This window comes from Uliginosibacterium sp. H1, assembly GCF_036017065.1.
Taxonomy (GTDB): domain Bacteria; phylum Pseudomonadota; class Gammaproteobacteria; order Burkholderiales; family Rhodocyclaceae; genus Uliginosibacterium.
In genome coordinates this window covers 1,446,484-1,470,941 of sequence record NZ_JAYXHR010000001.1, presented here as the reverse complement: position 1 = coordinate 1,470,941, position 24,458 = coordinate 1,446,484, and the positions used below count along the sequence as shown (strand labels likewise).

The 24,458-nt window shown below is 68.1% G+C and carries 26 protein-coding genes; 12 read left to right on the top strand and 14 right to left on the bottom strand.

The features are described from left to right. Positions 1–176: 176 nt before the first annotated feature. The 8 genes from VVD47_RS06795 to VVD47_RS06760 all read right to left on the bottom strand — a co-directional run bounded on the left by VVD47_RS06795 (position 177) and on the right by VVD47_RS06760 (position 7,424). Positions 177–704 (bottom strand): YcnI family copper-binding membrane protein, encoded by a 528-nt coding sequence (locus VVD47_RS06795; RefSeq protein ID WP_327602645.1) that lies wholly within the window; start codon positions 702–704, stop codon positions 177–179. Between the two features lie 101 nt (positions 705–805). Beyond that, positions 806–1,288, bottom strand: coding sequence for a copper chaperone PCu(A)C (locus tag VVD47_RS06790; protein ID WP_327602644.1), 483 nt, complete (start codon positions 1,286–1,288; stop codon positions 806–808). A gap of 149 nt (positions 1,289–1,437) precedes the next feature. Then, positions 1,438–1,842 carry a DUF2946 domain-containing protein gene (locus VVD47_RS06785; protein ID WP_327602643.1) on the bottom strand — a complete coding sequence of 135 codons (405 nt, stop codon included), beginning with the start codon at positions 1,840–1,842 and terminating at the stop codon, positions 1,438–1,440. Positions 1,843–1,896: 54 nt separating this feature from the next. After that, entirely contained in the window at positions 1,897–2,334 is a 438-nt protein-coding gene (gene nikR / locus VVD47_RS06780; protein WP_327602642.1) for a nickel-responsive transcriptional regulator NikR, read from the bottom strand. Positions 2,335–2,370: 36 nt separating this feature from the next. After that, positions 2,371–3,879, bottom strand: coding sequence for an ABC transporter ATP-binding protein (locus tag VVD47_RS06775; protein WP_327602641.1), 1,509 nt, complete (start codon positions 3,877–3,879; stop codon positions 2,371–2,373). 23 nt (positions 3,880–3,902) lie between these two features. Beyond that, positions 3,903–4,784, bottom strand: a complete 882-nt coding sequence (locus VVD47_RS06770; protein WP_327602640.1) for an ABC transporter permease — start codon at positions 4,782–4,784, stop codon at positions 3,903–3,905. After that, entirely contained in the window at positions 4,781–5,794 is a 1,014-nt protein-coding gene (locus VVD47_RS06765) for an ABC transporter permease (protein ID WP_327602639.1), read from the bottom strand. Before VVD47_RS06765 ends, VVD47_RS06770 begins: the two co-directional genes overlap by 4 nt. A 28-nt stretch (positions 5,795–5,822) precedes the next feature. Continuing rightward, on the bottom strand, positions 5,823–7,424 hold the full coding sequence (locus tag VVD47_RS06760) for an ABC transporter substrate-binding protein (RefSeq protein WP_327602638.1): 1,602 nt from the start codon (positions 7,422–7,424) through the stop codon (positions 5,823–5,825). Between the two features lie 440 nt (positions 7,425–7,864). On the opposite strand from VVD47_RS06760, the gene VVD47_RS06755 reads away from it, so the two are divergent. The 12 genes from VVD47_RS06755 to arsB all read left to right on the top strand — a co-directional run bounded on the left by VVD47_RS06755 (position 7,865) and on the right by arsB (position 18,380). Further along, positions 7,865–8,611, top strand: a complete 747-nt coding sequence (locus VVD47_RS06755; protein ID WP_327602637.1) for a FadR/GntR family transcriptional regulator — start codon at positions 7,865–7,867, stop codon at positions 8,609–8,611. Beyond that, positions 8,608–9,399, top strand: a complete 792-nt coding sequence (locus VVD47_RS06750) for a transporter substrate-binding domain-containing protein (RefSeq protein ID WP_327602636.1) — start codon at positions 8,608–8,610, stop codon at positions 9,397–9,399. The genes VVD47_RS06755 and VVD47_RS06750 overlap by 4 nt, the downstream gene beginning before the upstream one ends. A gap of 369 nt (positions 9,400–9,768) precedes the next feature. After that, positions 9,769–10,443: an amino acid ABC transporter permease gene (locus VVD47_RS06745; RefSeq protein ID WP_327602635.1), complete on the top strand. Its 675-nt coding sequence runs from the start codon at positions 9,769–9,771 to the stop codon at positions 10,441–10,443. Further along, positions 10,440–11,096 (top strand): amino acid ABC transporter permease, encoded by a 657-nt coding sequence (locus tag VVD47_RS06740; RefSeq protein WP_327602634.1) that lies wholly within the window; start codon positions 10,440–10,442, stop codon positions 11,094–11,096. The genes VVD47_RS06745 and VVD47_RS06740 overlap by 4 nt, the downstream gene beginning before the upstream one ends. Continuing rightward, positions 11,080–11,826, top strand: a complete 747-nt coding sequence (locus VVD47_RS06735) for an amino acid ABC transporter ATP-binding protein (protein WP_327602633.1) — start codon at positions 11,080–11,082, stop codon at positions 11,824–11,826. Before VVD47_RS06740 ends, VVD47_RS06735 begins: the two co-directional genes overlap by 17 nt. Before the next feature lie 331 nt (positions 11,827–12,157). Beyond that, a complete protein-coding gene (locus VVD47_RS06730; RefSeq protein ID WP_327602632.1) occupies positions 12,158–12,736 on the top strand; it encodes a YSC84-related protein in 579 nt (192 codons plus the stop codon). 209 nt (positions 12,737–12,945) lie between these two features. Further along, positions 12,946–13,842, top strand: a complete 897-nt coding sequence (locus VVD47_RS06725; protein WP_327602631.1) for a hypothetical protein — start codon at positions 12,946–12,948, stop codon at positions 13,840–13,842. Between the two features lie 119 nt (positions 13,843–13,961). Beyond that, positions 13,962–15,785: a GspE/PulE family protein gene (locus VVD47_RS06720; protein ID WP_327602630.1), complete on the top strand. Its 1,824-nt coding sequence runs from the start codon at positions 13,962–13,964 to the stop codon at positions 15,783–15,785. Between the two features lie 115 nt (positions 15,786–15,900). Beyond that, a complete protein-coding gene (locus tag VVD47_RS06715; RefSeq protein ID WP_327602629.1) occupies positions 15,901–16,236 on the top strand; it encodes an ArsR/SmtB family transcription factor in 336 nt (111 codons plus the stop codon). After that, positions 16,233–16,715, top strand: a complete 483-nt coding sequence (locus VVD47_RS06710) for an ArsI/CadI family heavy metal resistance metalloenzyme (RefSeq protein ID WP_327602628.1) — start codon at positions 16,233–16,235, stop codon at positions 16,713–16,715. Before VVD47_RS06715 ends, VVD47_RS06710 begins: the two co-directional genes overlap by 4 nt. 9 nt (positions 16,716–16,724) lie before the next feature. Then, complete coding sequence (locus VVD47_RS06705; protein WP_327602627.1) at positions 16,725–17,219, top strand: arsenate reductase ArsC; 495 nt, start codon at positions 16,725–16,727, stop codon at positions 17,217–17,219. A gap of 75 nt (positions 17,220–17,294) precedes the next feature. After that, entirely contained in the window at positions 17,295–18,380 is a 1,086-nt protein-coding gene (arsB, locus tag VVD47_RS06700) for an ACR3 family arsenite efflux transporter (RefSeq protein ID WP_327602626.1), read from the top strand. Between the two features lie 12 nt (positions 18,381–18,392). Here the strand turns inward: arsB and VVD47_RS06695 are convergent, their stop codons facing one another. The 6 genes from VVD47_RS06695 to VVD47_RS06670 all read right to left on the bottom strand — a co-directional run bounded on the left by VVD47_RS06695 (position 18,393) and on the right by VVD47_RS06670 (position 24,457). Continuing rightward, the gene (locus VVD47_RS06695; RefSeq protein ID WP_327602625.1) at positions 18,393–19,625 is read right to left on the bottom strand and encodes an MFS transporter; all 1,233 of its coding nucleotides are present in this window, start codon (positions 19,623–19,625) and stop codon (positions 18,393–18,395) included. Beyond that, positions 19,622–20,776: an alpha-D-ribose 1-methylphosphonate 5-triphosphate diphosphatase gene (locus tag VVD47_RS06690; RefSeq protein WP_327602624.1), complete on the bottom strand. Its 1,155-nt coding sequence runs from the start codon at positions 20,774–20,776 to the stop codon at positions 19,622–19,624. Before VVD47_RS06690 ends, VVD47_RS06695 begins: the two co-directional genes overlap by 4 nt. A 15-nt stretch (positions 20,777–20,791) precedes the next feature. Next, positions 20,792–21,502, bottom strand: coding sequence for a phosphonate C-P lyase system protein PhnL (phnL, locus tag VVD47_RS06685; protein WP_327602623.1), 711 nt, complete (start codon positions 21,500–21,502; stop codon positions 20,792–20,794). Positions 21,503–21,627: 125 nt separating this feature from the next. Beyond that, on the bottom strand, positions 21,628–22,419 hold the full coding sequence (gene phnK / locus VVD47_RS06680; protein WP_327602622.1) for a phosphonate C-P lyase system protein PhnK: 792 nt from the start codon (positions 22,417–22,419) through the stop codon (positions 21,628–21,630). Further along, positions 22,416–23,324, bottom strand: coding sequence for an alpha-D-ribose 1-methylphosphonate 5-phosphate C-P-lyase PhnJ (locus VVD47_RS06675; protein ID WP_327602621.1), 909 nt, complete (start codon positions 23,322–23,324; stop codon positions 22,416–22,418). Before VVD47_RS06675 ends, phnK begins: the two co-directional genes overlap by 4 nt. Then, on the bottom strand, positions 23,321–24,457 hold the full coding sequence (locus VVD47_RS06670; RefSeq protein ID WP_327602620.1) for a carbon-phosphorus lyase complex subunit PhnI: 1,137 nt from the start codon (positions 24,455–24,457) through the stop codon (positions 23,321–23,323). The genes VVD47_RS06675 and VVD47_RS06670 overlap by 4 nt, the downstream gene beginning before the upstream one ends. Between the last annotated feature and the right edge of the window lies 1 nt (position 24,458).

Below are 24,458 nucleotides of genomic sequence, written 5' to 3'. Positions count from 1 at the left end.
CGTGCTTCTTCACGGTGTCCCGGAGCGGTCCAGGCGCGTACGGAAACTGGCTGAGCTGCAGTTGGCGGAGATTCCGCCGCATCCACGGCGGAATCTCTCGCGGCATTTCGCAATGGGATGTCTGCACCGCCGCCGCACCCGTTCGGGCACGGCGGCGGTGCACACCTGCCGACGGCTCAGTGGTGATGGCCGCCACTCGCGCCGGAGGGCAGGATGTCCAGCTTCGGCGCGGGGTGCGCCGGGTCGCGGTTCTCCGGCGTGGGTGCCGCGTTCCAGTCGGTGGCGCCCTTCTCGCATTCCTGCAGCACGCGGATGCGCGTGCTGCCGGCTTCCTTCGGCAGCGAGGCGCGGACGATGAACTCGTCATACTCGCTGTCCAGCAGCCTGCCACCGCTCCAGCTCACCACGGCGACACGCTCGGTGATTTTCGTGCCGTGCGAGTCATACGGATGGGCCAGCTTCTCGCTCTTCGTCTCCAGCTTCCAGCCGGCCTTGGGCATCGGCTTGGCGCCGACGAAACCTTCCGGCAGGAAGACGGTGATGGCGCGCGTGGGCGAGCCATCGCAGCCGTGCGGCACGCGGAACACCGCCTTGTAGGTGGAGCCGGCCTGGGCGCTGTTCTGTTCCAGCGATACGTGGGCGAAGGCGAAGGAAGGGGCTGCGGCGAGGAGTGCAACCAGAAGCGGGGCAAGCAATCGGTTCATTGTCATGATGGGCATGGGTCTGGATGTGATGTTCGGGTTCAGTTCGGTTCAGCTCGGTCCGGTTGGAGCCTGGCGCCGGGCGCCTTGGCTCCCGTTGCGTGCTAGTGCTTGTGGCCGCCCTGGGCCGGCGCAGCGCCGCTGCTGGTCAGCGCACGCACCGGCACCTTGACTTCCACGTTCTCGCGGCGCTTGTCGGCGCTTTCGAAGGTCAGCGTCATGGGCACGCTGTCGCCTTCCTTCGCCGGTGCCTTCAGGCCCATCAGCATCACGTGGTAGCCGCCGGACTTGAGTTCCACGGTCTTGCCGGCGGGCAGGGCGATGCTGTCCACCTTGCCCATGCGCATGACGTCGCCGTCCATGCGCATCTCGTGCACCTCGGTGGTCTCGGCCAGCGGCGAACTGGCGCCGACCAGCTTCGTATCCTTGCTGGCGGTGAGGTTCATGAACGCGCCGGTGGCCTTCTGCTGCGGCACGGTGGCGCGGATCCAGGCGTCCTTGACGGCGACCTGCGCGAAGGCGGGAGCGTTGGCGAGCGTGGCGCCCAGGGCGAGCAGGCCGAGGGCGGTCTTGAAGCTGTTCTTCATGATGTGATTCCTTGGTTCGATGATGGGTGGCAGGCACGCCGGGTCATCGGCATGCGCTGCGGCCGCTGGTGAAGACCGGCGGCATGGCGTGGGACGTCGCAAGGCCGCGCCGGGCTATCAGCCCGCTGCGGAAACCCCAGGACGACGGATCAGGCGAGGAAAGGCGGGGCGCGCGAACGCACGCCGGCCCAGGCATGCAGGGGCTGCGGCGCATGCAGGAACAGCGGAGGCGTTGCAGGTGTGCCGGTCGCCACGCGCAGGGCGGGCGGGTCGGACGGGGGGAGGCCGGGTTGGGTGGCCTGGTTGGTGCAGAAGGGGCAGTGCTCGAAGGCCAGCGTGTGATCGGTGTGCGACGGGCCGTGCTGCTCGTCGATGACCGAACTCGTATCCATCTTCAGCCAGCGTGAGCCGCCGTCGGCACAGATCTCCACCCAGTTGTCGTCCAACCCGGCCGAGATCAGCGCGCGGCTGACCGTGGGCGCGAGCGCAGCCAGCAGCACGGCGAGCAGTGCGAGGCGGGCAACGAAACGCTGGAAGCTGGAGCGGTGGAACATGGCGCGGCGGAGTTTAGCAGCGTCGCGGGGCGGCGGCGACCGTCGCCCGCCGGCTCAGGACTTGCGCCGCCACAGCGCGGTGCCCGGCTTGCTCTGCACGGGAATGAGCTTCACCTCGCCGTGGCGCACGCCGGATTCCGCGATCACCGCGTGGGCGAACTCCTGCACCTTGCGGGTCGCACCGCGCAGGATCACCGTCTCCACGCAGTCCTCGTGGCTGATGTGGGCGTGCATGGTGGCGATGGCCAGGTCGTGGTGGTCGTGCTGCAGGCCGGTGAGGCGCGAGGCGAGCTGGCGCTCGTGATGGTCGAAGACGTAGCTCAGCACCGCCACGCATTCCTTACTGTGACCACTGGCGAGATCGCTTTCGCCCAGCTCGCGGCGCAGCAGGTCGCGCACCGCTTCCGACCGGTTGGCGTAGCCGCGTTTCTGCATCAACTGGTCGAAGGCTTCGGCCAGCTCGTCGTCCAGTGAGATGGTCAGGCGTTGCATGGGGCGTCCTCGTGAGCTGCGTCGATGGGGCTCACCTTAGCGCATGAGGGCCGGGGCGGGTTGTCGGTGTTCCGGCTCAGGCCGCGGTATCAGGCGACCTTCATGCAGGCGCAGGATGCGTGCGTCCAGCGCGCGCAGCAGTGCCTCGTCGTGCGAGATGGCGAGGATGGCGACGCCGCGGGGCGCCAGCGTGTCGCGCAGCGCGCGCCAGATCTGTGCCTGGGTGATGGTGTCGTGCATGGCGGTCAGCTCGTCGGCGATCAGCACGCGCAGGCCGGGCACCAGCGCGCGCACGATGGCGATGCGCTGCAACTCGCCGCCTGAAAGCTCGTGCGGGTAGCGGCCCAGCCATTCGGGGCGGATGCCGAAGCGTTCCAGCGTGGCAGCGTCCGGTTGCCAGCCTTCGCGCAGCGAAGCGCCGACCTTCATGCGTGGGTGCAGGCCCAGCTCGGCATGCTGGCCGATCAGCTGTACCGGGCGTGCGCCGCGGGTGGGCAGTGGCTGGCCGTCGAGCCGCAGATCGCAATCCGTTTTCAGGTAGCCGGCGAGGATGCGCGCCAGCGTGGTCTTGCCGCCGCCCGAGGCGCCCAGCAGGCCGGTGATGCGGTCGGGCGAGAGGTCGATCGCCGCGTCGTCCAGCGTGGGCTGCGTGTTGCCCGGCCATTGCCAGCGGATGTGGCGGGCGGAGAAGCAGGGCGCTGCTTCTCCGCCTGCAGTGGGGGCCGTGGGCGAGGCGGTGGGTGTCGGAAGGCAAGCCGAGGCGGGCGTACCCGGCGCTGCGAAGCCGTGTTCCGGGAGCGCACGACGCAGGCTGGCGGTGTAGGCGTGCGGAATCCGGCCGGTGGCGAAATCGCCGGCCGGCAGGTGGTCGACGCTACGGCCTTCATTGAGCACCACGATGCGGTCGGCCACCGGCAGCACGGCGGCGATGTCATGGGTAATGACGATGACGCCCTTGCCTTCGTCGGCCAGCGCGCGCAGTTGATCGAGCGCCAGTTTTCTGACCTGCGGGTCGAGGCCGGTGGTAGGTTCGTCGGCGATCAGCAGGCTGGCCTGCGACACGGTGGCGATGGCCGTCATCACGCGGCGTGCCATGCCGCCGGACAGCTCGTGCGGGAAGCGGCGCTGGGCGTCGGCGCGAAGGGCGAAGCGCGACAGCTCGGCCTGCGCCTGTGCGTGCGGCGTGTCGCGGCGCGCGGCCAACGCGGCCCAGCGCACCTGCCTGTGGGCGCGCGCCAGCGGGTCGAGGAAGGTCAGCGCCTGTGGCACCAGGGCGATGCGCTTGCCGCGCAGCGCGCGGCTGCGTTTTGCGCACAGCGGCGCGTCCTCGAAATGGATCTCGCCTTCGCGCTGCGCGTTGCGCGGCAGGATGCCCAGCACCGCGTGGGCGAGCAGGCTCTTGCCCGCGCCGCTGGCACCGACCAGCGCTACCAGTTCGCCGGGACGCAGGTCCAGGTCCACGCCATCCAGCGCGGTGATGCGCTCGCGGCCCAGCAGGCCGCGGTAGCGCGAGAAGCTCACCCTGAGGTCACGTATCTGCAACATGTCTGTCGTCATCTCTTGCGGCCTCAGTCCTGCGCCCGGCGTGGGTCGAGCACCAGCCGCAGGCCTTCGGCGATGCGGCCGAACATCAGCACCATGCCCAGCAGGCACACGCCCGGCAGCACGCCTAGCCACCACAGGCCGGCGGCCAGCGAGCGCATGGATTCGGCCAGCAGCACGCCGGTGGCCGGCAGGTGCGGCGCGAGGCCGAAGCCAAGGAAGGTGAGCGCGGCCTCGTGCAGGATGGCGTGCGGGAACAGCAGCAAGGCGCCGATCAGCACTTGCGGCAGCAGTTGCGGCAGCACGTGGCGGCGCGCGACATACAGGCGCGAGCGGCCCAGCATGCGCGCGACCTGCACGTAGTCCGCCGCCAGCACCTGGCGCATCTCGGCGCGCAGCACGCGTGCGAGCGTGGGCCAGTGCGACACGATCACCGCGATGATGACGCCGCGTGTGCCACCGCCCAGCGCGAAGGACACGAGGATCAGCAGCACGAGATGCGGCAGCGACATGACGAGGTCGATCAGCAGGCCGACCACCGCATCCAGCTTCGGATGCAGCGCGGCGCTGACGCCGAGCACCAGCGCGAGCAGGGCGGCGAAGCCGGCGGACAGCAGGCCGACCTGCATGCTGAGTGCGAGTCCCTTGACGGTACGCGTGAACATGTCGCGGCCCAGCGGGTCGGTGCCGAAGAGATGGTCGGCGCCCGGCGGCAGCGCGCGGGCCGACAGGTTGGTGGCCAGTCCATCGTCGGGCAGCAGCGCGGCGCCGAGGGCGATGGACAGCAGCACTACCAACGCGAGGGCGGCGGCGACCAGGGTGCGCAGGCGCTGGTAGCCCGGCAACGGCGCATCCGGGGCGGACGCCGCGGCGAGTGCGCGAGTCTCGGTGGGCGCGTGCATGTTCATGCGTCGGCCGCCATGTCGTTGCGGGCGGCGCGGCTATGGCGCGGGTCCAGCCAGCGTGCCAGCACGTCACCCAGGGTGTTGCCGGCGAAGACGAAGAGAGCAGCGAACAGCGCGATGCCCAGCAGCAGCGGTGCGTCGCCACGGGTGCCGGCGTCCACCGTGGCTGCGCCGAGGCCGGGATAGGTGAACACGGTCTCCGCCAGGATGGAGCCGCCGAACAGCTCGCTCAGGCTGGCGAACTGCAGCGTCAGTGCGGGAAGGGCGGCATTGCGCAGTGCGTGGCGGCGTGCCACGCCGAGGCGTGATTCGCCTTGCGCGAAGGACAGCAGCGCGTAGTCGCTGGCCATCACCTCGCGCACCTTGTCACGGGTGTACAGCGTCACCTGCGCCACGCCGAGCAGGGACAGCGTGAGGGCCGGCAGCGCGATGTGGTGCAGGCGTTGCAGCAGCGTCGCCTCGTCCGGCAGCACGCCGGGCGGCGCTGCGCAGCAGAACGGCGCCCAGCCGAGCTGCACCGCGAAGAAGAGCAGCAGCAGGATGGCGATCCAGAAGGTGGGCGCGCTGGCCAGCACGAAGGCATAGCCGCGGATCAGGCGGTCCCACAGGCTGCCTTCCAGCGCGCCGGCGAGGATGCCCAGCCCGAAACCGATGAGGCCGGAGAGTGTCCAGGCCAGCGCCATCAGCGCCAGCGATGCGAGGAGGCGCTCGCCGATCACGTCGATGACTTCGTCATCGAAGATCATCGAGCGGCCGAGGTCGCCCTGCAGCGCATTGCCGAACCAGCGCAGGAAGCGCTCCGCTGGCGGCTGGTCCAGCCCCCACTTGTGCGCGATGGCAGCCTGCTGCTCGACGCCGACGTGCATGACTTCCGCACCCACCAGCGCGCCCACCGGGTCGATGGGTGAGGCGCTGACGAGCAGGAAGGCACACAGGGCCACCAGCGGCAGCAGGATGGCCAGGCGCAGGGCACGCCGCAGCGCGAAGGCGCGCCAGGAGAATGCCGCGTTCATCGTTTCGCGCGTGTTCCAGTGTTCATGCTCAGTTGCAGGTCCAGCGCCAGTCCTGCAGGTTCCAGGTCACCGGGAAGCCGTGGCCGTGTGGCTCGATCTGGCGGGGGCCGATGTCCAGGCAGGGATTCACGAAGTACACATGGTCCAGGTTCACCAGCCAGGCCCAGGTGGCGTCGCCCTTCATGCCGAAGCCGGTCTTGCCGTCCCAGGCGGCGGCACGCCAGTGCGGCAGCGACTCCTGCAGGCTGGCGGCCTGCTGGGCCTTCTCCAGGTTGGCGTTGACGGTGGCATTGCGGTAGTAGCCGGCGTTGAAGTAGCCCTTGCCCGACGCGCCCGCCGAGAACAGGTTGTAGATCTCCTGCGGGTCGTGGCTGCCCCAGCCGAACACCACCACGTTGCTGTGGGCCAGCAGCTTGATCTCGTCCCAGGCCTTGCCGGCCACATCCACCTGGATGCCGGACTTGCGGATCATGTCCGCCGCAGCCAGCGCCAGTGCCTGGCGCGTGCCGTCGCTGGCCGGGTAGACGATGGTGAAACGGGCAATGACGCCGTCCTTTTCCAGCGCGCCGGATGCGTTGGCGCTGGTACTCGCGCTGGTACTCGGTTTCCAGCCAGCTCTCAGCAGCAGCTCGCGCGCAGCGGCCGGGTTGGTGTCCGGCAGGCGTTGCTCCGGGTTGTCCCAGGGCAGGCCGTCGGCCGGGCCCCAGGCGGGCGAGCCGAAGCCGTTGAGCACGCCGGCGGCCAGTGCCTTGCGATCCAGCGACAGGTTCACCGCCTGGCGGATGGCGAGGTCCGCGGTCACGTCGTTGCCGATGGTCGCACCGTTGGGTGTCTTCTCGCCCTTGGCAGGTTGCATGGGGAACAGCAGGCCACGGTTGTCCACGGTGTCGACCGCCACCCGCTTCATGTTGGGCGGCACGTTGGCGGCCAGCGTGGCGGGCACGGCGGCGAGGTCCAGCTGGCCGGCACGGGCGGCGGCGTAGGTGGCGTCTTCCTTGGTGAACAGGAAGGTGATGCGCGTGAAGGCCGGCTTGCTGCCGTGATGGTTGGGGTTCGGCTCGATGATCAGTTGCTGGCCCTGTGCCCAGGACACCAGGCGGAAGGGGCCGGAGCCGATGGGCTTCTGGCCGTAGTCGGGACCGTAGGCGTGCTTCGGCACGATGCCCAGGGTGACCATCATGTTCAGGAAGGTGACGCGCGGCTGGGTGAGGCGGAACTCGACGCTGCGGGCATCGACGGCGCGCACGCTCTCCAGCACCGTGAGGTCGACGGTGCCGGCTTCCTTGCGGGTGGTCTCGAAGGTGAAGGCCACGTCCTCGGCGGTGAGCGGCCTGCCGTCGGAGAACTTCACATCCTCGCGCAGCTTCACCGTCCACAGCTTGCGGTCGGCCGACGCTTTCCACTCGGTGGCCAAGTCACCCACGATGTTCAGTTTCGCGTCGCGCTTCAGCAGTGTGGACTGGAACAGGGTGTTGCCGTAGCGGCCCCAGCCTTTCACCGGGTCGTAGCCGTAGGCCGGCTCACCGGAGACGGCCAGCACCAGCGTGGTCCTCGGGGCTGCGTGGAGAGCGACAGGGGCGGAGAGGCTGAAGGTGGTGGCAAGGAGGAGCGACAGGAAGCGGAGGGACATGGTCGTCGGGATGAGGGAACCGGGGGCGGGAAGGGGGAGGGCTGATATGAGAGGGGTGAGATCCGGCGGCGGTGCAGGCACCGGCCGGCGGAATGGTATGACGATTATTGAAACAATCATACGAGTCCGGCTACGCATTCCGGCGTATGGCGGGTATGCGTCCGCGCTGCCCCTCGGCGCGGGCCGATTTCACCAAAGCGATGCAGGGGTTGCACGCGTCGTCCCCACTTCAGGGCGATGACGCGCTGGTCAGGCGTCCGGGCTTCGCCTGGCCGCAACCGGAGCAGGGGCGCGGAGCGCGTAGTGGCGCGGCTTTGCGGCATGCAGGCGCGTGCGTGGCACGGCCTCTGCTAAGGGAACGACAGGTCTGACCGGTTCGACCAGTTGTCCTGCCGGCGGCCTGACTTCGCATCACTTGCTTCACGTAGCCCGCAGCCCCGATGCCACGCCTGTCTTCCATTGCCGCGCAGAGCCTTCAGCAGCAGATCCTCGACGGAACGCTGCCGGCGGGAAGCGCCCTGCCGGGGCAGCGACAACTCGCGGCGACGCTGGGGATCAGCCGCGCGGCGCTGCGCGAGGCAGTGTCCACGCTGGAGGCACTGGGCCTGCTGCGTTCGCAACCGGGCAAGGGTGTGTTCGTGAGTGCCGGCGAGACGAGGGACGGCACCGCGATTGCCGCCAGCGTGTTCGGTGGCCTGCAGGCCACGCCGCGCGAGATGTTCCAGTTCCGCGCCATCGTCGAGCCGCCGGCGGCGGCGCTGGCAGCCAGCACGGGCAGCGACGAGGCCGTCGCGCAACTGGCGGCCACGCAGGCGGCGATGGAAGCCGCGTTGCACGCGCAGGACCTGGTCGCCGCGTCGGAAGCGGACCTGGCGTTCCACCTGGGCATCGCCGCCCTGTCCGGCAACCCGATGCTGAGCGCGGTGATCCGCTCCATGGAAGCCCCCATCGCCTACAGCCTGCGCCTGCCTTTCGCAGACATCGAAAGCGTGTGGGCACCCGCTGAAGAACACCGCGCAGTGCTGCGCGCCATCCAGGCCCGCGACGCCGCGGCCGCCGAGGCTGCCATGGGCCACCACATCGAGCGCGCTGCCGCGCGGGTGGGGCTGGCCTTCGACATGCCCGTCACCGAACCCCGAATCTTGTCCCACAAGGGACCCGTGTTTTCTACAGGAGCATCAACATGAACCGTCGCAGCATCCTTCAATTCCTCTCGGTGTCCGCGCTGTCGCTGGGCGTGGTCGTCAGCACGCCGGCCCATGCAGACGTCCTCGACAACGTGAAGAAGGCGGGCGTGATCCGCATCGCCGTGCCGACGGATTTCCCGCCGTTCGGCACCGTGGGCACCGACATGAAGCCGCAGGGCTACGACATCGACATGGCCACGCTGATCGCGAAGGATCTCGGCGTGAAGCTGGAGCTGGTGCCGGTGACCAGCGCCAACCGCATTCCCTTCGTGACCACCGGCCGCGCCGACCTGGTGATCTCCAGCCTGGGCAAGAATCCGGATCGCGAGAAGGTCATCGATTTCTCCGAAGCCTACGCGCCGTTCTTCAACGGCGTGTTCGGCCCCAGCGACATGAAGGTCACCAGCGCGGCCGACCTTGCCGGCAAGACCATCGCCGTGACCCGCGGCTCGGTGGAGGACCTGGAGCTGTCCAAGATCGCGCCGGCCACCGCCACCATCAAGCGCTTCGAGGACAACAACTCGACGATCTCCGCCTACCTGTCGGGCCAGACCCAGCTGGCAGCGACCGGCAACGTCGTGGCGGCAGCACTCAACGAGCGCACCAAGCTGCGCCCGCTGGCCACCAAGTTCATCATCAAGCAGTCCCCGTGCTTCGTCGGCGCCAACAAGGGTGAGGCTGCCCTGGTGGCCGCGGTGAACGCCACCATAGTCAAGGCCAAGAAGGATGGCGAGCTGAACAAGATCGCCACCCGGTGGCTGAAGAACCCGCTGCCGACGGACCTGTAAGCGCGGGTGTTGCCACGGCTCGCGCGATGGTGAGGAGCTGGGTGCAAGGCCTTTGCCGGGAGTTCGGCCCGGCGGGCGAGTTACGTTCCTGCTACGCGGCAAGAAAGTAACCAGCGAATCGCGACCCGCTTCCGTCACCGCGGACGCGCGGTTCCCTGTGCTGCTCGCCACGACGAGCGGCTGCCAGGCTTGCAACCGAGTCGCGCCACGCGCCCAGACATCCTCGCCGTTGCGCTCCGCGCGATCCCGCGTCGTGCCTGTGCTGCCCGGCGACTTCAGAGGGACCAGTGCTTGCAGCGATTGCGCCACGCCCGCTGACGTGTGAGCGGCCCGGCGCTGTGTAGAGACAAGAATGAACAGGGAGGGCCCATGGCCTATCAGTTCGATTTTCTCGCGGTCGGCGAGTATGCCGGCCAGCTCGCCACGGGGGCGGCGAGCACGCTGGGGCTGACCGCCATCGGCGCGGTGCTCGGCGTCGGCCTCGGCGTGCTGGGGGCAGTGTCGCGGGCCTGGAAGCTCAAGCCCTTCAACTACATCTTCGGCGTGTACGTAGAGGCGATCCGCAATACGCCATTCCTCGTCCAGCTGTTCTTCATCTTCTTCGGCCTGCCCGCACTGGGCGTGTCGCTCAGCGAATGGACCGCGGCCATCCTGGCGATGGTGCTGAACCTCGGCGCCTATTCCACGGAGATCATCCGCGCCGGCATCCAGGCGACGCCGCGCGGCCAGATCGAAGCCGCCGCCTCGCTGGCGATGACGCGTGCGCAGATCTTCCTGCACGTGGTGCTGCGCCCGGCGCTGGGCAAGGTTTGGCCGGCGCTGCAGAGCCAGATCATCATCGTGATGCTGGGCTCCTCGGTGTGTTCGCAGATCGCGGCGGAGGAGCTGACCTTCGCGGCCAACTTCATCCAGTCGCGCAACTTCCGCGCCTTCGAGACCTACGTCGTCACCGCCCTGCTGTACCTGATGCTGGCGTACTTCGTGCGCTGGCTGCTGGCGAAGTTCGGCGAGCGCTTCGTGTCACGCAGGAGGGTCGCAGCATGATGATGGAATTCACCACCTGGGACATCGTGCGCAACCTGATGTTCGGTGCGCTGTGGACCCTCGGCCTGTCGGTCACCGCCTTCGTGCTCGGCGGCATCGTCGGCTTGCTGGTGCTGGCCGGGCGCATGGGTCACACGCCCTGGCTGCGCAAGTCCATGCGCGGCTACATCGAGTTCTTCCAGGGCACGCCGCTGCTGATGCAGCTGTTCCTGGTGTTCTTCGGCATCTCGCTGGCGGGCATCGATGTACCGGCCTGGCTGGCGGCCGCCATCGGCCTCACCTTCTTCACCAGCGCCTACCTCGCCGAGATCTGGCGTGGTTGCGTGGAGGCGATCCCGAAAGGCCAGTGGGAGGCTTCGGCCAGCCTGGCGATGAGCTGGCTGCAGCAGATGCGCTACGTGGTGCTGCCGCAGGCGCTGCGCATCGCGGTCGCCCCGACGGTGGGCTTCTCGGTGCAGGTGGTGAAGGGCACGGCGGTGACCTCCATCATCGGCTTCACCGAGCTCACCAAGACCGGCGGCTCACTCGCCAACGCCACCTTCCAGCCCTTCCTGGTCTACGGCCTGGTGGCCGCGGGCTACTTCATCCTCTGTTATCCGCTGTCGCTGTATGCGGCCAGCCTCGAAAGGAAATTCCATGGCAGCGCACATTGACGCTTCGTTCGTCCGCATCGACGGCCTGCACAAGCACTTCGGCAGCAACCATGTGCTGAAAGGCATCGACCTGCGCATCAAGGAGGGCGAGGTGGTGGCCATCATCGGCCGCAGCGGCTCGGGCAAGAGCACCCTGCTGCGCTCCATCAACGGACTGGAGACCTTCGAGGACGGCCTGGTGGAGGTGGCGGGCGAGAAGCTGCATGCCGGCCAGACCGACCTGCGCGCGCTGCGCCAGAAGGTCGGCATGGTGTTCCAGCAGTTCAACCTGTTTCCGCATCTCACCGCCGGACAGAACGTGATGCTGGCGCCGCAGGTGGTCAAGAAGACGCCGCTGGCGGACTGCGAGGCGATTGCGCGGCAGATGCTCAAGAAGGTCGGCCTCGACCACAAGTTCGATGCGTTTCCCGACCAGCTCTCCGGCGGTCAGCAGCAGCGCGTGGCGATTGCCCGTGCCCTGGCCATGCAGCCCAAGGTGCTGCTGTGCGACGAGATCACCTCCGCGCTGGACCCGGAGCTGGTCAACGAAGTGCTGGCGGTGGTGAAGCAACTCGCTGCCGAGGGCATGACGCTGATCATGGTCACCCACGAGATGCGCTTCGCACGCGATGTCGGCGACAAGCTGGTGTTCATGTACGAGGGCCGCGTGCATGAAATGGGCCCGCCCAAGGAGCTTTTCGCCAACCCGCAGACGCCGGAGCTGCAAAGCTTCATCAGCGCGGTGCACTGAATCCGGGGAGCCATTACTTCCCGTCGGAACCTCCCGTCGGCACCTTCTGCTGCCGAGGCGCATCGCCCGCGCCAGCCGCCTTCTGGCGTGCTACCGGGCGGCATCCGGCCGTCGTGGCGGCCGGTATTCCGGTGGTCTGGCCGTGCCCGGCCTCGCCTGCAGCATGGCGTCCTGTAGGACAGTGCTGATCGACTTGTCACAACGGTGGACTAAAACGGAAGCAGGCGGCGCATCGGCGTGCCGCTTCCGCCACGGGACACGCAGGCCCGCGGCGCGCGTCCGGCTCTCGCAGCCGGCGCGTCGAGGCGCTGCGGTGACGAGGAGCGATGCAATGTTCACGATAAATCCGAAAGCGGCCGCCACGGTCGCGGCCATGGGAGTCCTGGCGCTGCCCATGGGAGCGGCGCAAGCCGCTGATGCGGCCAAGGAGCGCGCGGAGGTGCGCAGCATGTGCGACGAGGCACTGGCGACGCTGTACAAGGCCAAACCGGGTGCGAAGGAGCAGATCGCCAAGTCCGCCGGCTACGGCTGCTTCTCCAGCTTCGGCGTCAGCCTGCTGGTGGGCGGCGCTGGCGGCAAGGGCCTGGTGCACAACACCGCCACGAAGAAGGACACCTACATGAACATGGGCCAGGTGTCGGCCGGCCTTGACATCAGCATCAAGGACTACCGCGAAGTGCTGGTGTTCAAGGACCGCCAGACCCTGGAGGCCTTCGTCGACAAGGGCTGGGAGCTGACCGGCAGCGGCGGGGCCTCGGCCGGCGTCGAAGGCAAGGGCGGCACGGCGGAGAAGGGCGGCAATGTCAGCGACAAGATCGACATCTATCCTATGACCAAGACAGGCCTGTCGGCCGGCGGTGCGGCGGCGGGGCGCAAGTACTGGAAGGATGCGGACCTGAATCCCAAATAGCATGATAATGCTCAGTATCCGCCCTCGGGGCAGGGCGGGTACTGACAGGGGGGACTATGACGCAGCGTTCGGGAGAGCCGGGGGCGACTACCTGCGTGGCGGCTGCCTTGACGGCCGCGGAGTGTATTGCGGACGCGGCATCTGGGCGCGCCGATGGGTGCCTGACGCGAAGGGTCGGGCTAAGGTTCGTCGTCGCATCCCTGTGCGCCATGCTGGCCCAGGCGCACGCACAGGAGGCTCCCAGGGTCATCGGGGCCAACGTGGCGGGACATGCGGATGCCCTGCTGGGCCTGATGGCCTACACCGTGACGCCGGATGTCACCACCAGTTCGCTGTCGATCAACAACGGCAGCACGGGTAGCCCCGGCCTGGCGATGACGCAGTTCGGCGGTGGCTTCACCATCAGCCGCACGACGCCCCTGTACATGGAGGGCAACGCGGCCTACGCCCGCTACGACCCGCGCTTCGTCGTCACGGACGGCATCCAGACGCGCGACCTGCCGACCAAGTGGAACTCGGTCACCGGTACAGGCGGCATCGGCTGGGACTTCCGCATTGCCGACGAGTGGGTGCTGCGTCCGATCTTCAACTTCACGCTCGGCTATGTCAGCAGCGACCTGTCGATCGCCAAGTGGTACATCGAGAACCGTACGAACACGCAGCTGAACTTCCTCGACGACGGCCACATGAGTGCCGGGGGTCTGGGCGGTTCGCTGATGCTGGACTGGGAGCAGGTGAGACCGGACCGCGAGATCGACCTGGAGATCCGCTACACCAACATCCGCCTGAAGAGCTTCAGCGAGAACAAGGCCATGGAGGCCTACTCCACCGCGCAGAGCCTCAGCATCTGGTCGCGCTGGCGCGCCCCCACCGGGGCGACGGTGATGGACCGGCCGCTGCGCTACGTGCTGGAGGGCGCCTACTCCGACTTCCTCGGTGGCGACGTGACGGAGCTGGGCTTCAACCGGCTGGTGTCGCTGGGTGTCGGCATCGAGTTCGACAGCAGTGCCTATGACATCATCGTGACGCGTACGCGCATGCTGATTCGGCACGTGATGGGCGACGGGGTGTCGGGCTGGTCGCTGGGGATCGCCGTCAGCTTCTGAACCGCTGAAGGCCGCCGACGCCGTCCATCGCGGTTTACCTGTGTTGCCGCAGCCAGACAGTTCCTCGTGATGGCGGGCTGGGCTACAGTGGGCGCTGCCGCATCCCGCGCAGGAGCCCCATGTCCAGCCTTGCCCATCATCCGCCGCGTGGCGACGCCACGGCTGCCGGCGGCCCGGACCGTCCCCTCAGCCTGAAGAACGTCCTGCAGTACCTGCTGGAAGATCACCTCGTGACGCGCGAGGAGGCCGAGGCCGTGCTGGCCGAGCGCCATCAGCACAAGCCCGGGGTGCATCCGCTGACCATCGTCGGCAACCACAAGTTGCGCGCTGCGGTGGCGCCGCACAAGGTGCTGCATGCGGAAGTGCTGACCGAGTGGCTGGCCGGCAAGCTGGGCATGCAGTACATGCACATCGACCCGCTGAAGATCAACTTCGCGGCGGTCACCGAGGTGATGCCCAGCGCCTACGCGGCGCGCCAGAAAATCATGCCGGTGTCGGTCAGCGACCACGAGGTGGTGATCGCCACCGCCGAGCCTTTCGTGCGCGAGTGGGAGCGCGAGCTGCAGCCGGTGGTCAAGAAGCCGATCCGCCGCGTGTTCGCCAACCCGGTGGACATCGAGCACCTGCAGATCGAGTTCTACAACCTGGCCCGTTCGGTGAAGAACGCCACCCAGGCCGAGAAAACCGCGACGCTCAACAACTTCGAGCAGCTCGTCGAGCTGTCGGAGATGAACAAGCAGTTCGATGCCAACGAGCAGCACATCGTGCGCATCGTGGACTGGTTGTGGCAGTACGCTTTCGACCAGCGCGCCTCCGACATCCACATCGAGCCCCGTCGCGACGTGGGCCTGGTGCGCTTCCGCATCGACGGCGTGCTGCACCAGGTGTACCAGCTGCCGATGAGCGTGGTGGCCGCGATGACCAGCCGCATCAAGATCCTCGGTCGCATGGACATCGTGGAGAAGCGCCGGCCACAGGACGGCCGCATCAAGACGCGCGCGTCCGACGGCAGCGAAGTGGAGCTGCGCCTGTCCACGCTGCCCACCGCCTTCGGCGAGAAGCTGGTGATGCGCATCTTCGACCCCGAAGTGCTGGTGCGCAGCTTCGCCGACATGGGCTTCACCGACGAGGACCAGCAGCGCTGGAACGGCATGACCGGCCAGCCCAACGGCATCATCCTCGTCACCGGTCCCACGGGCTCCGGCAAGACCACCACGCTGTACTCCACGCTGAAGCTGCTGGCCACGCCGGAGGTCAACGTCTGCACCATCGAGGACCCGATCGAGATGGTGGAGCCGGCCTTCAACCAGATGCAGGCGCAGGCGTCCATCGACCTCGGTTTCGCCGAAGGCGTGCGCGCCCTGCTGCGGCAGGACCCCGACATCATCATGGTGGGTGAGATCCGTGACCTCGAAACCGCGCAGATGGCGATCCAGGCATCGCTGACCGGCCACCTCGTGTTGTCCACGCTGCACACCAACGACGCGCCGTCTGCACTGACCCGCATGAAGGACCTGGGCCTGCCGCCCTACCTGATGAACGCCACGTTGCTGGGCGTGATGGGCCAGCGCCTGGTGCGCACGCTGTGTCCGCACTGTAAGAAACCCGGGCCGATCACTCCGGAGGAAACGGTCGCCTGGAACCAGATGGTGGCGCCCTTCAAGTCCGTTGTGCCCGAGCAGATCCACCGCCCGGTGGGTTGCCTGGAATGCCGCAACACCGGCTACATGGGCCGCATGGGCATCTACGAGACGCTGCTGATGTCGGCCGCCATACGCAAGCTGGTGCAGAACGGCGCCGAGCTGTCGGCGATCCGCCTGCAGGCCATCCGCGAGGGCATGAAGCCCCTGCGTATCTCCGGCGCCCTGAAGATCGCCGCCGGCCTCACCTCGCTGGAAGAAGTCCTGCGCGTCGCGCCTCCGGCTGCCGACGATACGGACTGAACCTGCCAGCGGCAGGGCACGCATCACCCCGCCGATGGCATGTCCGCCCCAGGGCCGGGTGCTCGTCATCAAACCTTAATTTCCATATTGTTGGAAATATCGTATTGTCGACCTCATGGATGCCTCCCAAGTCGTGGCCGCGCTGGCCGCCCTCGCGCAGGAAACGCGCCTTGCCCTGTTCCGCCTGTTGATCCAGGCCGGCCCTGCCGGCCTCGCCGCAGGCGCCATCGCCACCCGGCTGGAAGTGCCCAATGCCACCCTGTCCTTCCACCTCAAGGAGCTCAGCCGCGCCGGGCTGATCGCCTCGCGGCAGGAAGGGCGCTTCATCTACTACAGCGCGCAGTTCGCCACGATGGACGAACTGCTGCGCTACCTCACCGACAACTGTTGCGGCGGCAATCCCTGCCTGCCGGTGACGTCCTGCTGCCCTCCTGGAGAACAATCGTCATGAAGCGCCTGCACATCCACATTGCCGTGGCCGACCTGGCCCACAACGTCGACTTCTACAGCCGGTTGTTCGCCCAGGCGCCGACGGTGCAGCACGCCGACTACGCCAAGTGGATGCTGGACGAGCCGCGCATCAACTTCGCCATCTCGGCGCGGGGTGCGAAGCCGGGGCTGGACCATCTCGGCATCCAGGTGGACGGCGCCGAGGAGCTCGATGCGCTGCAGGCGCGCTTCGAGGCGGCCGATCTCGCGACGCGCTCGCAGCAAGGGACGGGCTGCTGCTATTCGCGCTCCGACAAACACTGGGTGACCGATCCGCAGGGCGTGGCCTGGGAGCACTTCCATACGCTGGGCGACATCCCGACCTTCAACGACGTCGTCGGCGGTTCCGCCAACAGCGGTGGCTGCACGCCGCCGGTGCGCGGCAAACCGCTGGGCATCCCCGTCAAGCCGGCTGCCCCGCCTGCGACCTCGTGCTGCTGAGGCGCGGACATGACCATCCACGTCCTCATCCTGTGTACCCACAACTCGGCACGCAGCGTGTTGTCCGAGGGCATGCTCAACCACTGGGCGCGGCGCATGGGGCGTGACGTGCGTGCCCATAGTGCCGGCAGCGCACCCAGCGGCCGTCTCAACCCCTTCGCGCTGGAAGTGCTGGCCAATGCCGGCGTGGATACCGCCGGCTACCACAGCAAGAGCTGGGACGCCTTCGCGACACCGGATTCACCCGTCATGCGGGTGGTGGTCACGGTGTGCGACAGCGCGGCATCGGAGAGCTGCCCGGTGTGGCCGGGCAGTCCGGTCAGGGTGCATTGGGGCTACCCGGATCCGTCGCATGCGGAAAGCGGCGAGGCCGGCAAGCGTGCTGCTTTCGAACTGACGCGGCAGGCCATCGGCTACCGCATGCTGCAGTTGCTGCAATTGCCGCTGGAAACGATGAGTGATGCGGCGTTGCAGACCGCGCTGCGCGAGATTTCACGTAACTGAGCCACACAACTGAGCCACGCAACCGGGTCAGGAAACCGACTATTCCAACAGATTCACGCGACCGAGTGCATGCAGATGTCCGCGCAATGTGAAGTCCTCGACGCAGCACCCACCGGTACGCCCGGCATCGGTTTTTTCGAGCGCTATCTCAGCGTCTGGGTGTTCCTGTGCATCCTGCTCGGCGTCGGCCTGGGGCAGATGTTGCCGGCGCTGTTCCAGTCCATCGGGCGCATGGAATACGCACGCGTCAACTTGCCGGTGGGCCTGCTCATCTGGGTGATGATCATCCCCATGCTGATGAAGGTGAACTTCGGCGCACTGCATGAAGTGCGCGCGCATGTGCGTGGCATCGGCGTCACGCTGTTCATCAACTGGCTGGTCAAGCCGTTCACGATGGCGGTGCTTGGCTGGTTGTTCATTCGCGGACTGTTCGCGCCCTGGCTGCCGGCCGATCAGATCGACAGCTACATCGCCGGCCTTGTCCTGCTGGCGGCGGCGCCGTGCACCGCGATGGTCTTCGTGTGGAGCCGGCTCACGAATGGTGACCCGTTGTTCACGCTGTCGCAGGTGGCGCTCAACGACACGATCATGGTGTTCGCCTTCGCACCCGTCGTCGGCCTGTTGCTGGGCATCTCCAGCATCACGGTGCCGTGGGACACGCTGCTCACCTCGGTGCTGTTGTACATCGTGCTGCCGGTGATCATTGCGCAACTGCTGCGGCGCGCGCTGCTCGCGAAGGGGCAGGGCTACTTCGATGCCGTCATGTCGCGCATCGGCCCGTGGTCCATCGCCGCGCTGCTGGCGACGCTGGTGTTGCTGTTCGCCTTCCAGGGCCGTGCCATCCTGGCGCAGCCGCTGGTCATTGCCCTGCTGGCGGTGCCCATCCTCATCCAGGTGTTCTTCAACGCCGGCCTGGCCTACTGGCTCAACCGCAGGCTGGGTGAGAAGCACAGCGTGGCCTGCCCCTCGGCGCTGATCGGCGCGTCCAATTTCTTCGAGCTGGCGGTGGCGGCGGCCATCGGCCTGTTCGGCTTCGAGTCTGGCGCGGCGCTGGCTACCGTGGTCGGCGTGCTGATCGAAGTGCCGGTGATGCTGCTGGTGGTGCGCATCGTCAACCGCAGCAAGGACTGGTACGAGCGCGGCGCCCGGCGGGCCCGGTGATGCACGCCCGTCTCAGCGTGTGACGGCCGCGCCCCCGGGTTGCCCCTGCAGACCGCGTTGCATCCTTACCGCCATGCCGTAGGCGCCCAGGGCCAGCGCCGACAGCAGGGCCAGCGCGAGCGCCATGTCGGCGTAGCTGGCACCGCTGCCCAGCAGCAGTGACACCGCCAGCGGCGCGGCCGCCTTGGCGAAGAAAGCGGGTTGCGCCAGGCGCCCCATCAGTTGCCCGTAGGCCTCGCGGCCGTAAAGCTCGGCCGGCACCGTGCCACGCACGATGGTCATGACACCGTTGGCGGCGCCGTAGCAGACGGCGAAGAGCATCGGCACCCAGGCCGCGCTGCCCGCCTGCCACAGCAGCAACATGCCCAGCACGGTGGCCGACAGCGCGGCGACGCCGACGCGTATCGCACTCCAGCGGCTGGCGAACAGGAACTCCACGATGCGCCCGCCCACCTGCATCGGGCCGATCAGCGCGGCGATCCAGACGGCTTCGCTGGCGACACCGGTGGCCATGCCCAGCGCGCCCACCACGTGGGCGCCGATCGCCGAGAACACGAAGGCGTTGCCGGACAGCGCCAGACCCAGCCAGACGAGACCGCGAGGTGCCGTGGGGGCAATCGTCTCCGTCGTCTCCGTCGTCTCCGCCTTGCCCGGGGTCGGCACCGACGGCGTGGCGGCAGGCAGTGCCCAGCGATGCAACGGCAGGCACACCAGCAGGTGCAGCAGGGCGAAGCCGCCCAGCGCGCTGCGCCAGCCCCAGGCTTCGTGAAGCGCCCAGGCCAGCGGCCAGAAGACGGTGCTGGCGAGCCCGCCGAACAGCGTGAGCGCGGTGAGCGCGCGGCGGTAATGCGTGCCCGCCAGCTGCGACAGCGCCGGAAAGGCTGCGTCGTAGAGACAGGCGGCCATCGCGAGTCCCGCGAGTGCCCAGCCGCCAAGGAACACCGCCACCGAATCCGCCAGCGCGATCACCGCCAGCGCGAGGGCACCGACGGCTGACCCGGCTGCTAGCACGCGGCGGCCACCCAGGCGGTCGATCGCGCGTCCCGCCAGCGGCGCGGCCATTCCCGACACGACCAGCGCCAGCGAGAACGCGCCGAACACCAGCGACTGCGCGACGCCCAGGCTCTCCGCCATCGGCGCGGCGAGCACCGCCACGCTGTAGTACAGGCTGCCCCAGCCGACGATCTGCGTGATGCCCAGCGCGGGCACCACGCGCCACAGCAAGGCTGCGGCCGGCGTGCTCACCCGTGTTGCGGGTAGTCGGCGGCGTAGGCGCGGCGGCCGGCCACCCAGGTGCCCGTCGCCATCGGCAGGCCACCGGTTTCCGTCACGGCCACCAGGTCGGCACGCTTGCCGACGACAATCTCGCCGCGGTCATGCAGGCCGGCGGCGCGGGCCGGATTGCCGGCGACGAGCTTCATGGCCTCGTGCATCGGCAGCACCTCCTGCTTCAGCAAGGTGAACAGCGCGGCGAGCATGGTGGCCGGTGCGTAGTCGGCGCACAGGCAGTCGGCGACGCCGGCGACGATGGCATCCACCGCGCGCATGGAGCCGGACTGGCTGCGCCCGCGCATCACGTTGGGCGCACCGAGGATGGTCGGCAGGCCTTGCTGGTGTGCGGCGCGCGCGGTTTCGAGATTGATCGGGAACTCGCTCATGCTGGCGCCCAGGCCCTTCATGGTGGCGACGCGCTGCGGATCGTCGTCGTCGTGACTGGCAGTGGGAATGCCCAGCGACTTCGCGCGCTCCATGATGGCGAACACGCGGTCGTCGGCGTCCTGCCGCGCGGCCATCTTGTCCTGCGCGTTTTGCAGCGCTTCCTCGCGGCTGCTGCCGTGGTTGCCCATCATGTAGGCCACGTAGGCGTCCAGGTGCTTGAACTGCCCCTGGCCGGGCGTGTGGTCCATGATCGACAGGAGATCCACGCTGCCTTCGTCCAGCAACTCCATGATGATCGGCAAGGCCGTCGCGTCGGTGATCTCGTAGCGCAGGTGGATGCGGTTGTCGACCAGCAGCTGCGATTGCAGCCGTTTGACCTCGCGCACCAGTTCGGCCGCGGTGTCGTTGTTGCGCACGCCCCATTCGGTGTTGGCGAAGGACAGTGCATGGTAGGGCGTGGTGATGCCGGCGGCGGCATTGCGGCGGTCCACCTGCAGGCAGGCGAAGTCCAGCGGGAACATCACCTTCGCGCGCGGTTCGGCTTCCTTCTCGATGGCATCGCAGTGCAGGTCCACCATGCCGGGAAGCAGCCACTGGCCACGCAGGTCGACCGGCTGCGCATCGCCGCCGGACTCGGGCGAGATGGCGCGGATGATGCCGTCCTCGACGAGGACGGCTGCGCGGTCCAGCACCTGGTCCGGCAGGACGACGCGGGCGTTGTAGAAGTACTGTTTCATCGTGCTTTCCGTTGGTCAGGCTGCCACGGCCAGTGCCGGGGCGACGGTGAGGCGGCGGGTGGCGACGGCATCGCGTACTTCGGCGTCGTGGAAGATGCCGACCACGGCGGTGCCGCGCGCGCAGGCTTCGCGGATCAGGTTGATGACCACCTGCCGGTTGGTCGCGTCCAGCGAGGCGGTGGGTTCGTCCAGCAGCAGCAGCGGCTTGTCGGCGATGAAGCCGCGCGCGATGTTCACGCGCTGCTGCTCGCCACCGGAGAAGGTCGCCGGGGGCAGGTGCCACAGGCGCTCCGGCAGGTTCAGCCGCGCCAGCAGGGCCGCGGCGCGCTCCCGGGCTTCCGCCTGCGTCACGCCCAGTGCCTGCAGCGGCTCGGCGACGATGTCCAGCGCGGCGACGCGGGGAATGACGCGCAGGAACTGGCTGACGTAAGACACGCGGGTGCGGCGCAATTCCAGGATGGTCTGCGGCGTGGCGCCGGCGAGGTCTACATGCTGGCCGTGCGCATCCAGTACTTGCACGCTGCCACTGACCGGCAGGTAGTTGGCGAACAGGCAGCGCAGCAGCGTGCTCTTGCCGGCACCGGACGGGCCGTCGAGCACCAGGCATTCGCCGGCGGCGACCTCGAAGGACACGCGGTCCAGCACGGGGATGCGCACGCCGCCCTGGGTGTGCAGCACGAAGTGCTTGGACAGGGCGTCGACTTTCAGGATGGGTGGTTTCTGCATGACAGGACTCTCGTTCAGATCGTCATTCCTGCGAAGGCAGGAATCCAGTGTCTTTCTTTCCGTTACTTCAACGTCGCTGGATTCCTGCCTTCGCAGGAATGACGGCGAGGTGGTGGGGCTTGCGACTAAGCCGCCAGTACCGACGACACCAGCAACTGCGTGTAGGGATGCTGTGGGTCGTCCAGTACCTGGTCGGTGAGGCCGGTCTCCACGATGCGGCCCTGGCGCATGACGATCAGCCGGTGGGCGAGCAGGCGGGCCACCGCGAGGTCGTGCGTCACGAGGATGACGGCCAGCCCCAGTTCGGCGACGAGACTGCGCAGCAGGTCGAGGAAGCGCGCCTGCACCGATACGTCCAGGCCGGCGGTGGGCTCGTCCATGAACACCAGGCGCGGCTGGGTGACGAGGTTGCGGGCGATCTGCAGGCGCTGCTGCATGCCACCGGAGAAGGCGGTGGGGGCGTCGTCCAGGCGGCTGGCGTCGATCTCCACCTTGTTCAGCCAGGCGAGCGCGGTGTCGCGGATGTCGCCGTAATGGCGCTGACCCACGGCCATCAGGCGTTCGCCGATGTTGGCACCGGCGCTGACGCGCATGCGCAGGCCGTCGCGCGGGTTCTGCCGCACGAAGCCCCAGTCGGTGCGCCACAGTTCGCGCAGTTGCGCGTCGGTCAGCGTGGCGAGATCGGTGGCGCCGCGATCCTTCAGGTCGTAGCGCACGCTGCCTTCGTCCGGCCGCAACTGGAAGGCCAGGGTGTTGAGCAGGGTGGACTTGCCGGAGCCGGATTCGCCGACGATGCACAGCACCTCGCCGGGGTAGAGGTCGAAGTCGATGTGCTCGCAACCGATGCGCCGGCCATAACGTTTGGCGAGGTCGCGCACCTGCAACAGGGGCGTGGCGTGCTTCAGGCTCATGTTCATGCTGCCACCTCCTTGCCGGTGTCGCTCTGCGTGCCGCGGTGGCCTTCCTCCTGCCGCGTGTGGCAGTACTCGGTGTCGGAGCAGACGAACATGCGCTGGCCCTGGTCGTCGAGGATGATCTCGTCGAGGTAGGAGTGAGTGGAACCGCACAGCGCGCAGGGCTGCGACCAGCGTTCCACCGCGAAGGGATGGTCGTCGAAGTCCAGCGAGCGCACGCGGGTGTAAGGCGGCACGGCGTAGACGCGCTTCTCGCGGCCGGCGCCGAAGAGCTGCAGGGCAGGGCTCATGTCCAGTTTCGGGTTGTCGAACTTGGGGATGGGCGAGGGCCGCATCAGGTAGCGCTCGTTCACGATCACCGGGTAGTCGTAGGTGGTGGCGATGCGGCCGTGGCGCACGATGTCCTCGTACAGCTTGACGTGCATGACGCCGTATTCCGACAGCGCATGCATGGTGCGCGTCTCGGTCTCGCGCGGTTCCAGCCAGCGCAGCGGCTCCGGGATGGGCACCTGGTACACCATCGTCTGGCCTTCGGCGAGCGGGGTTTCTGGCACGCGGTGGCGGGTCTGGATGATGCTGGCCTCGCGCGTCTTCTCGGTGGTGGCGACGCCGGTCACCTTGCGGAAGAAGCTGCGGATGTTCACCGCGTTGGTGGTGTCGTCGGCGCCCTGGTCGATGACCTTCAGGGTGTCGTCGCGGCCGATGATGGCGGCGGTGACCTGGATGCCACCGGTGCCCCAGCCGTAGGGCAGCGGCATTTCGCGGCCGCCGAAGGGCACCTGGTAGCCGGGGATCGCCACCGCCTTCAGCAGCGCGCGGCGGATCATGCGCTTGGTATGTTCGTCGAGGTAGGCGAAGTTGTAGCCGGGTTGCAGCAGTTCGTCGGTGACGGGGTGGGGGGCGTTCATTCTTCGCTCTCCTCTTCATGGTCGGCCGCCGCGGCGGCCGCAGAACGGGGCTCACCGCCGGCGTCCCACTCCGCGCGCAGGCGGCGCAGCAGTTCCAGGTTGGTCTGGAAATCGACGTAGTGCGGCAGCTTCAAGTGCTGGACGAAGCCGGAGGCTTCCACGTTGTCACTGTGGTACAGCACGAACTCCGCATCGTTGGCCGGCAGCGTGGTGTCCTCGCCAAACTCGCCGGCGCGCAGCGAGCGATCCACCAGCGCCATCGCCATCGCCTTGCGCTCGCCGTGGCCGAAGCTCACGCCGTAGCCGCGCGTGAACTGCGGCGGCGCCTCGGCGCCGCCTTCGAACTCGGTGATGAGCTGGCATTCCGTCAGCATCACCTCGCCGATCTCGACGCTGCAGCCCAGTTCCTCCACGTACAGCTCCACCGGCACGGCGCCGTGGCGGATCTCCGCGGCGAAGGGGTGGGTGGTGGCGTAGCCGCGCTGCGTGGAGTAGCCCATGGACAGCAGGAAGCCCTCGTCGCCGCGCGCGAGGTTCTGCAGGCGCGTGGCGCGATCGGCCGGGAACAGCAGCGGTGTGCGGGTGAGGTCGGTGGGCGCGGGGTCTTCCTCGTCGCGCAGTTCGGTCTCCAGCAGGCCTTCACGGGCGAGGAGATCGGTCACGCGCGGGGCGACCAGTGCTTCGCCAGGCTGTGTGCCTGCCGGCACTTCGTCGTTGCCCGCCGCATCCGCCAGCAGGGCGAAGTCCAGCAGGCGTTGGGTGTAGTCGTAGGTCGGGCCCAGCACCTGGCCGCCGGGCACATCCTTGAAGGTCGCGGAGATGCGTCGCTCGATGCGCATGCGGCCGGTGTCCAGCGGCAGGCTGTCGCCCAGGCGCGGCAGGGTGGTGCGGTAGGCGCGCAGCAGGAAGATGGCTTCCATCAGGTCGCCGGCGGCCTGCTTGATGGCCAGCGCGGCGAGGTCCTCGTCGTACAGCGAGCCCTCGGTCATCACGCGGGCGACCGCCAGCCGCATCTGCTGCCTGATCTGCGTGATGGACAGTTCCGGCTGCGTGGTGTCGCCACGCCGTGCCTGCGCCAGCAGGCGCTGAGAGTGGGCGATGGCGCGCTCGCCACCTTTGACGGCTACGTACATG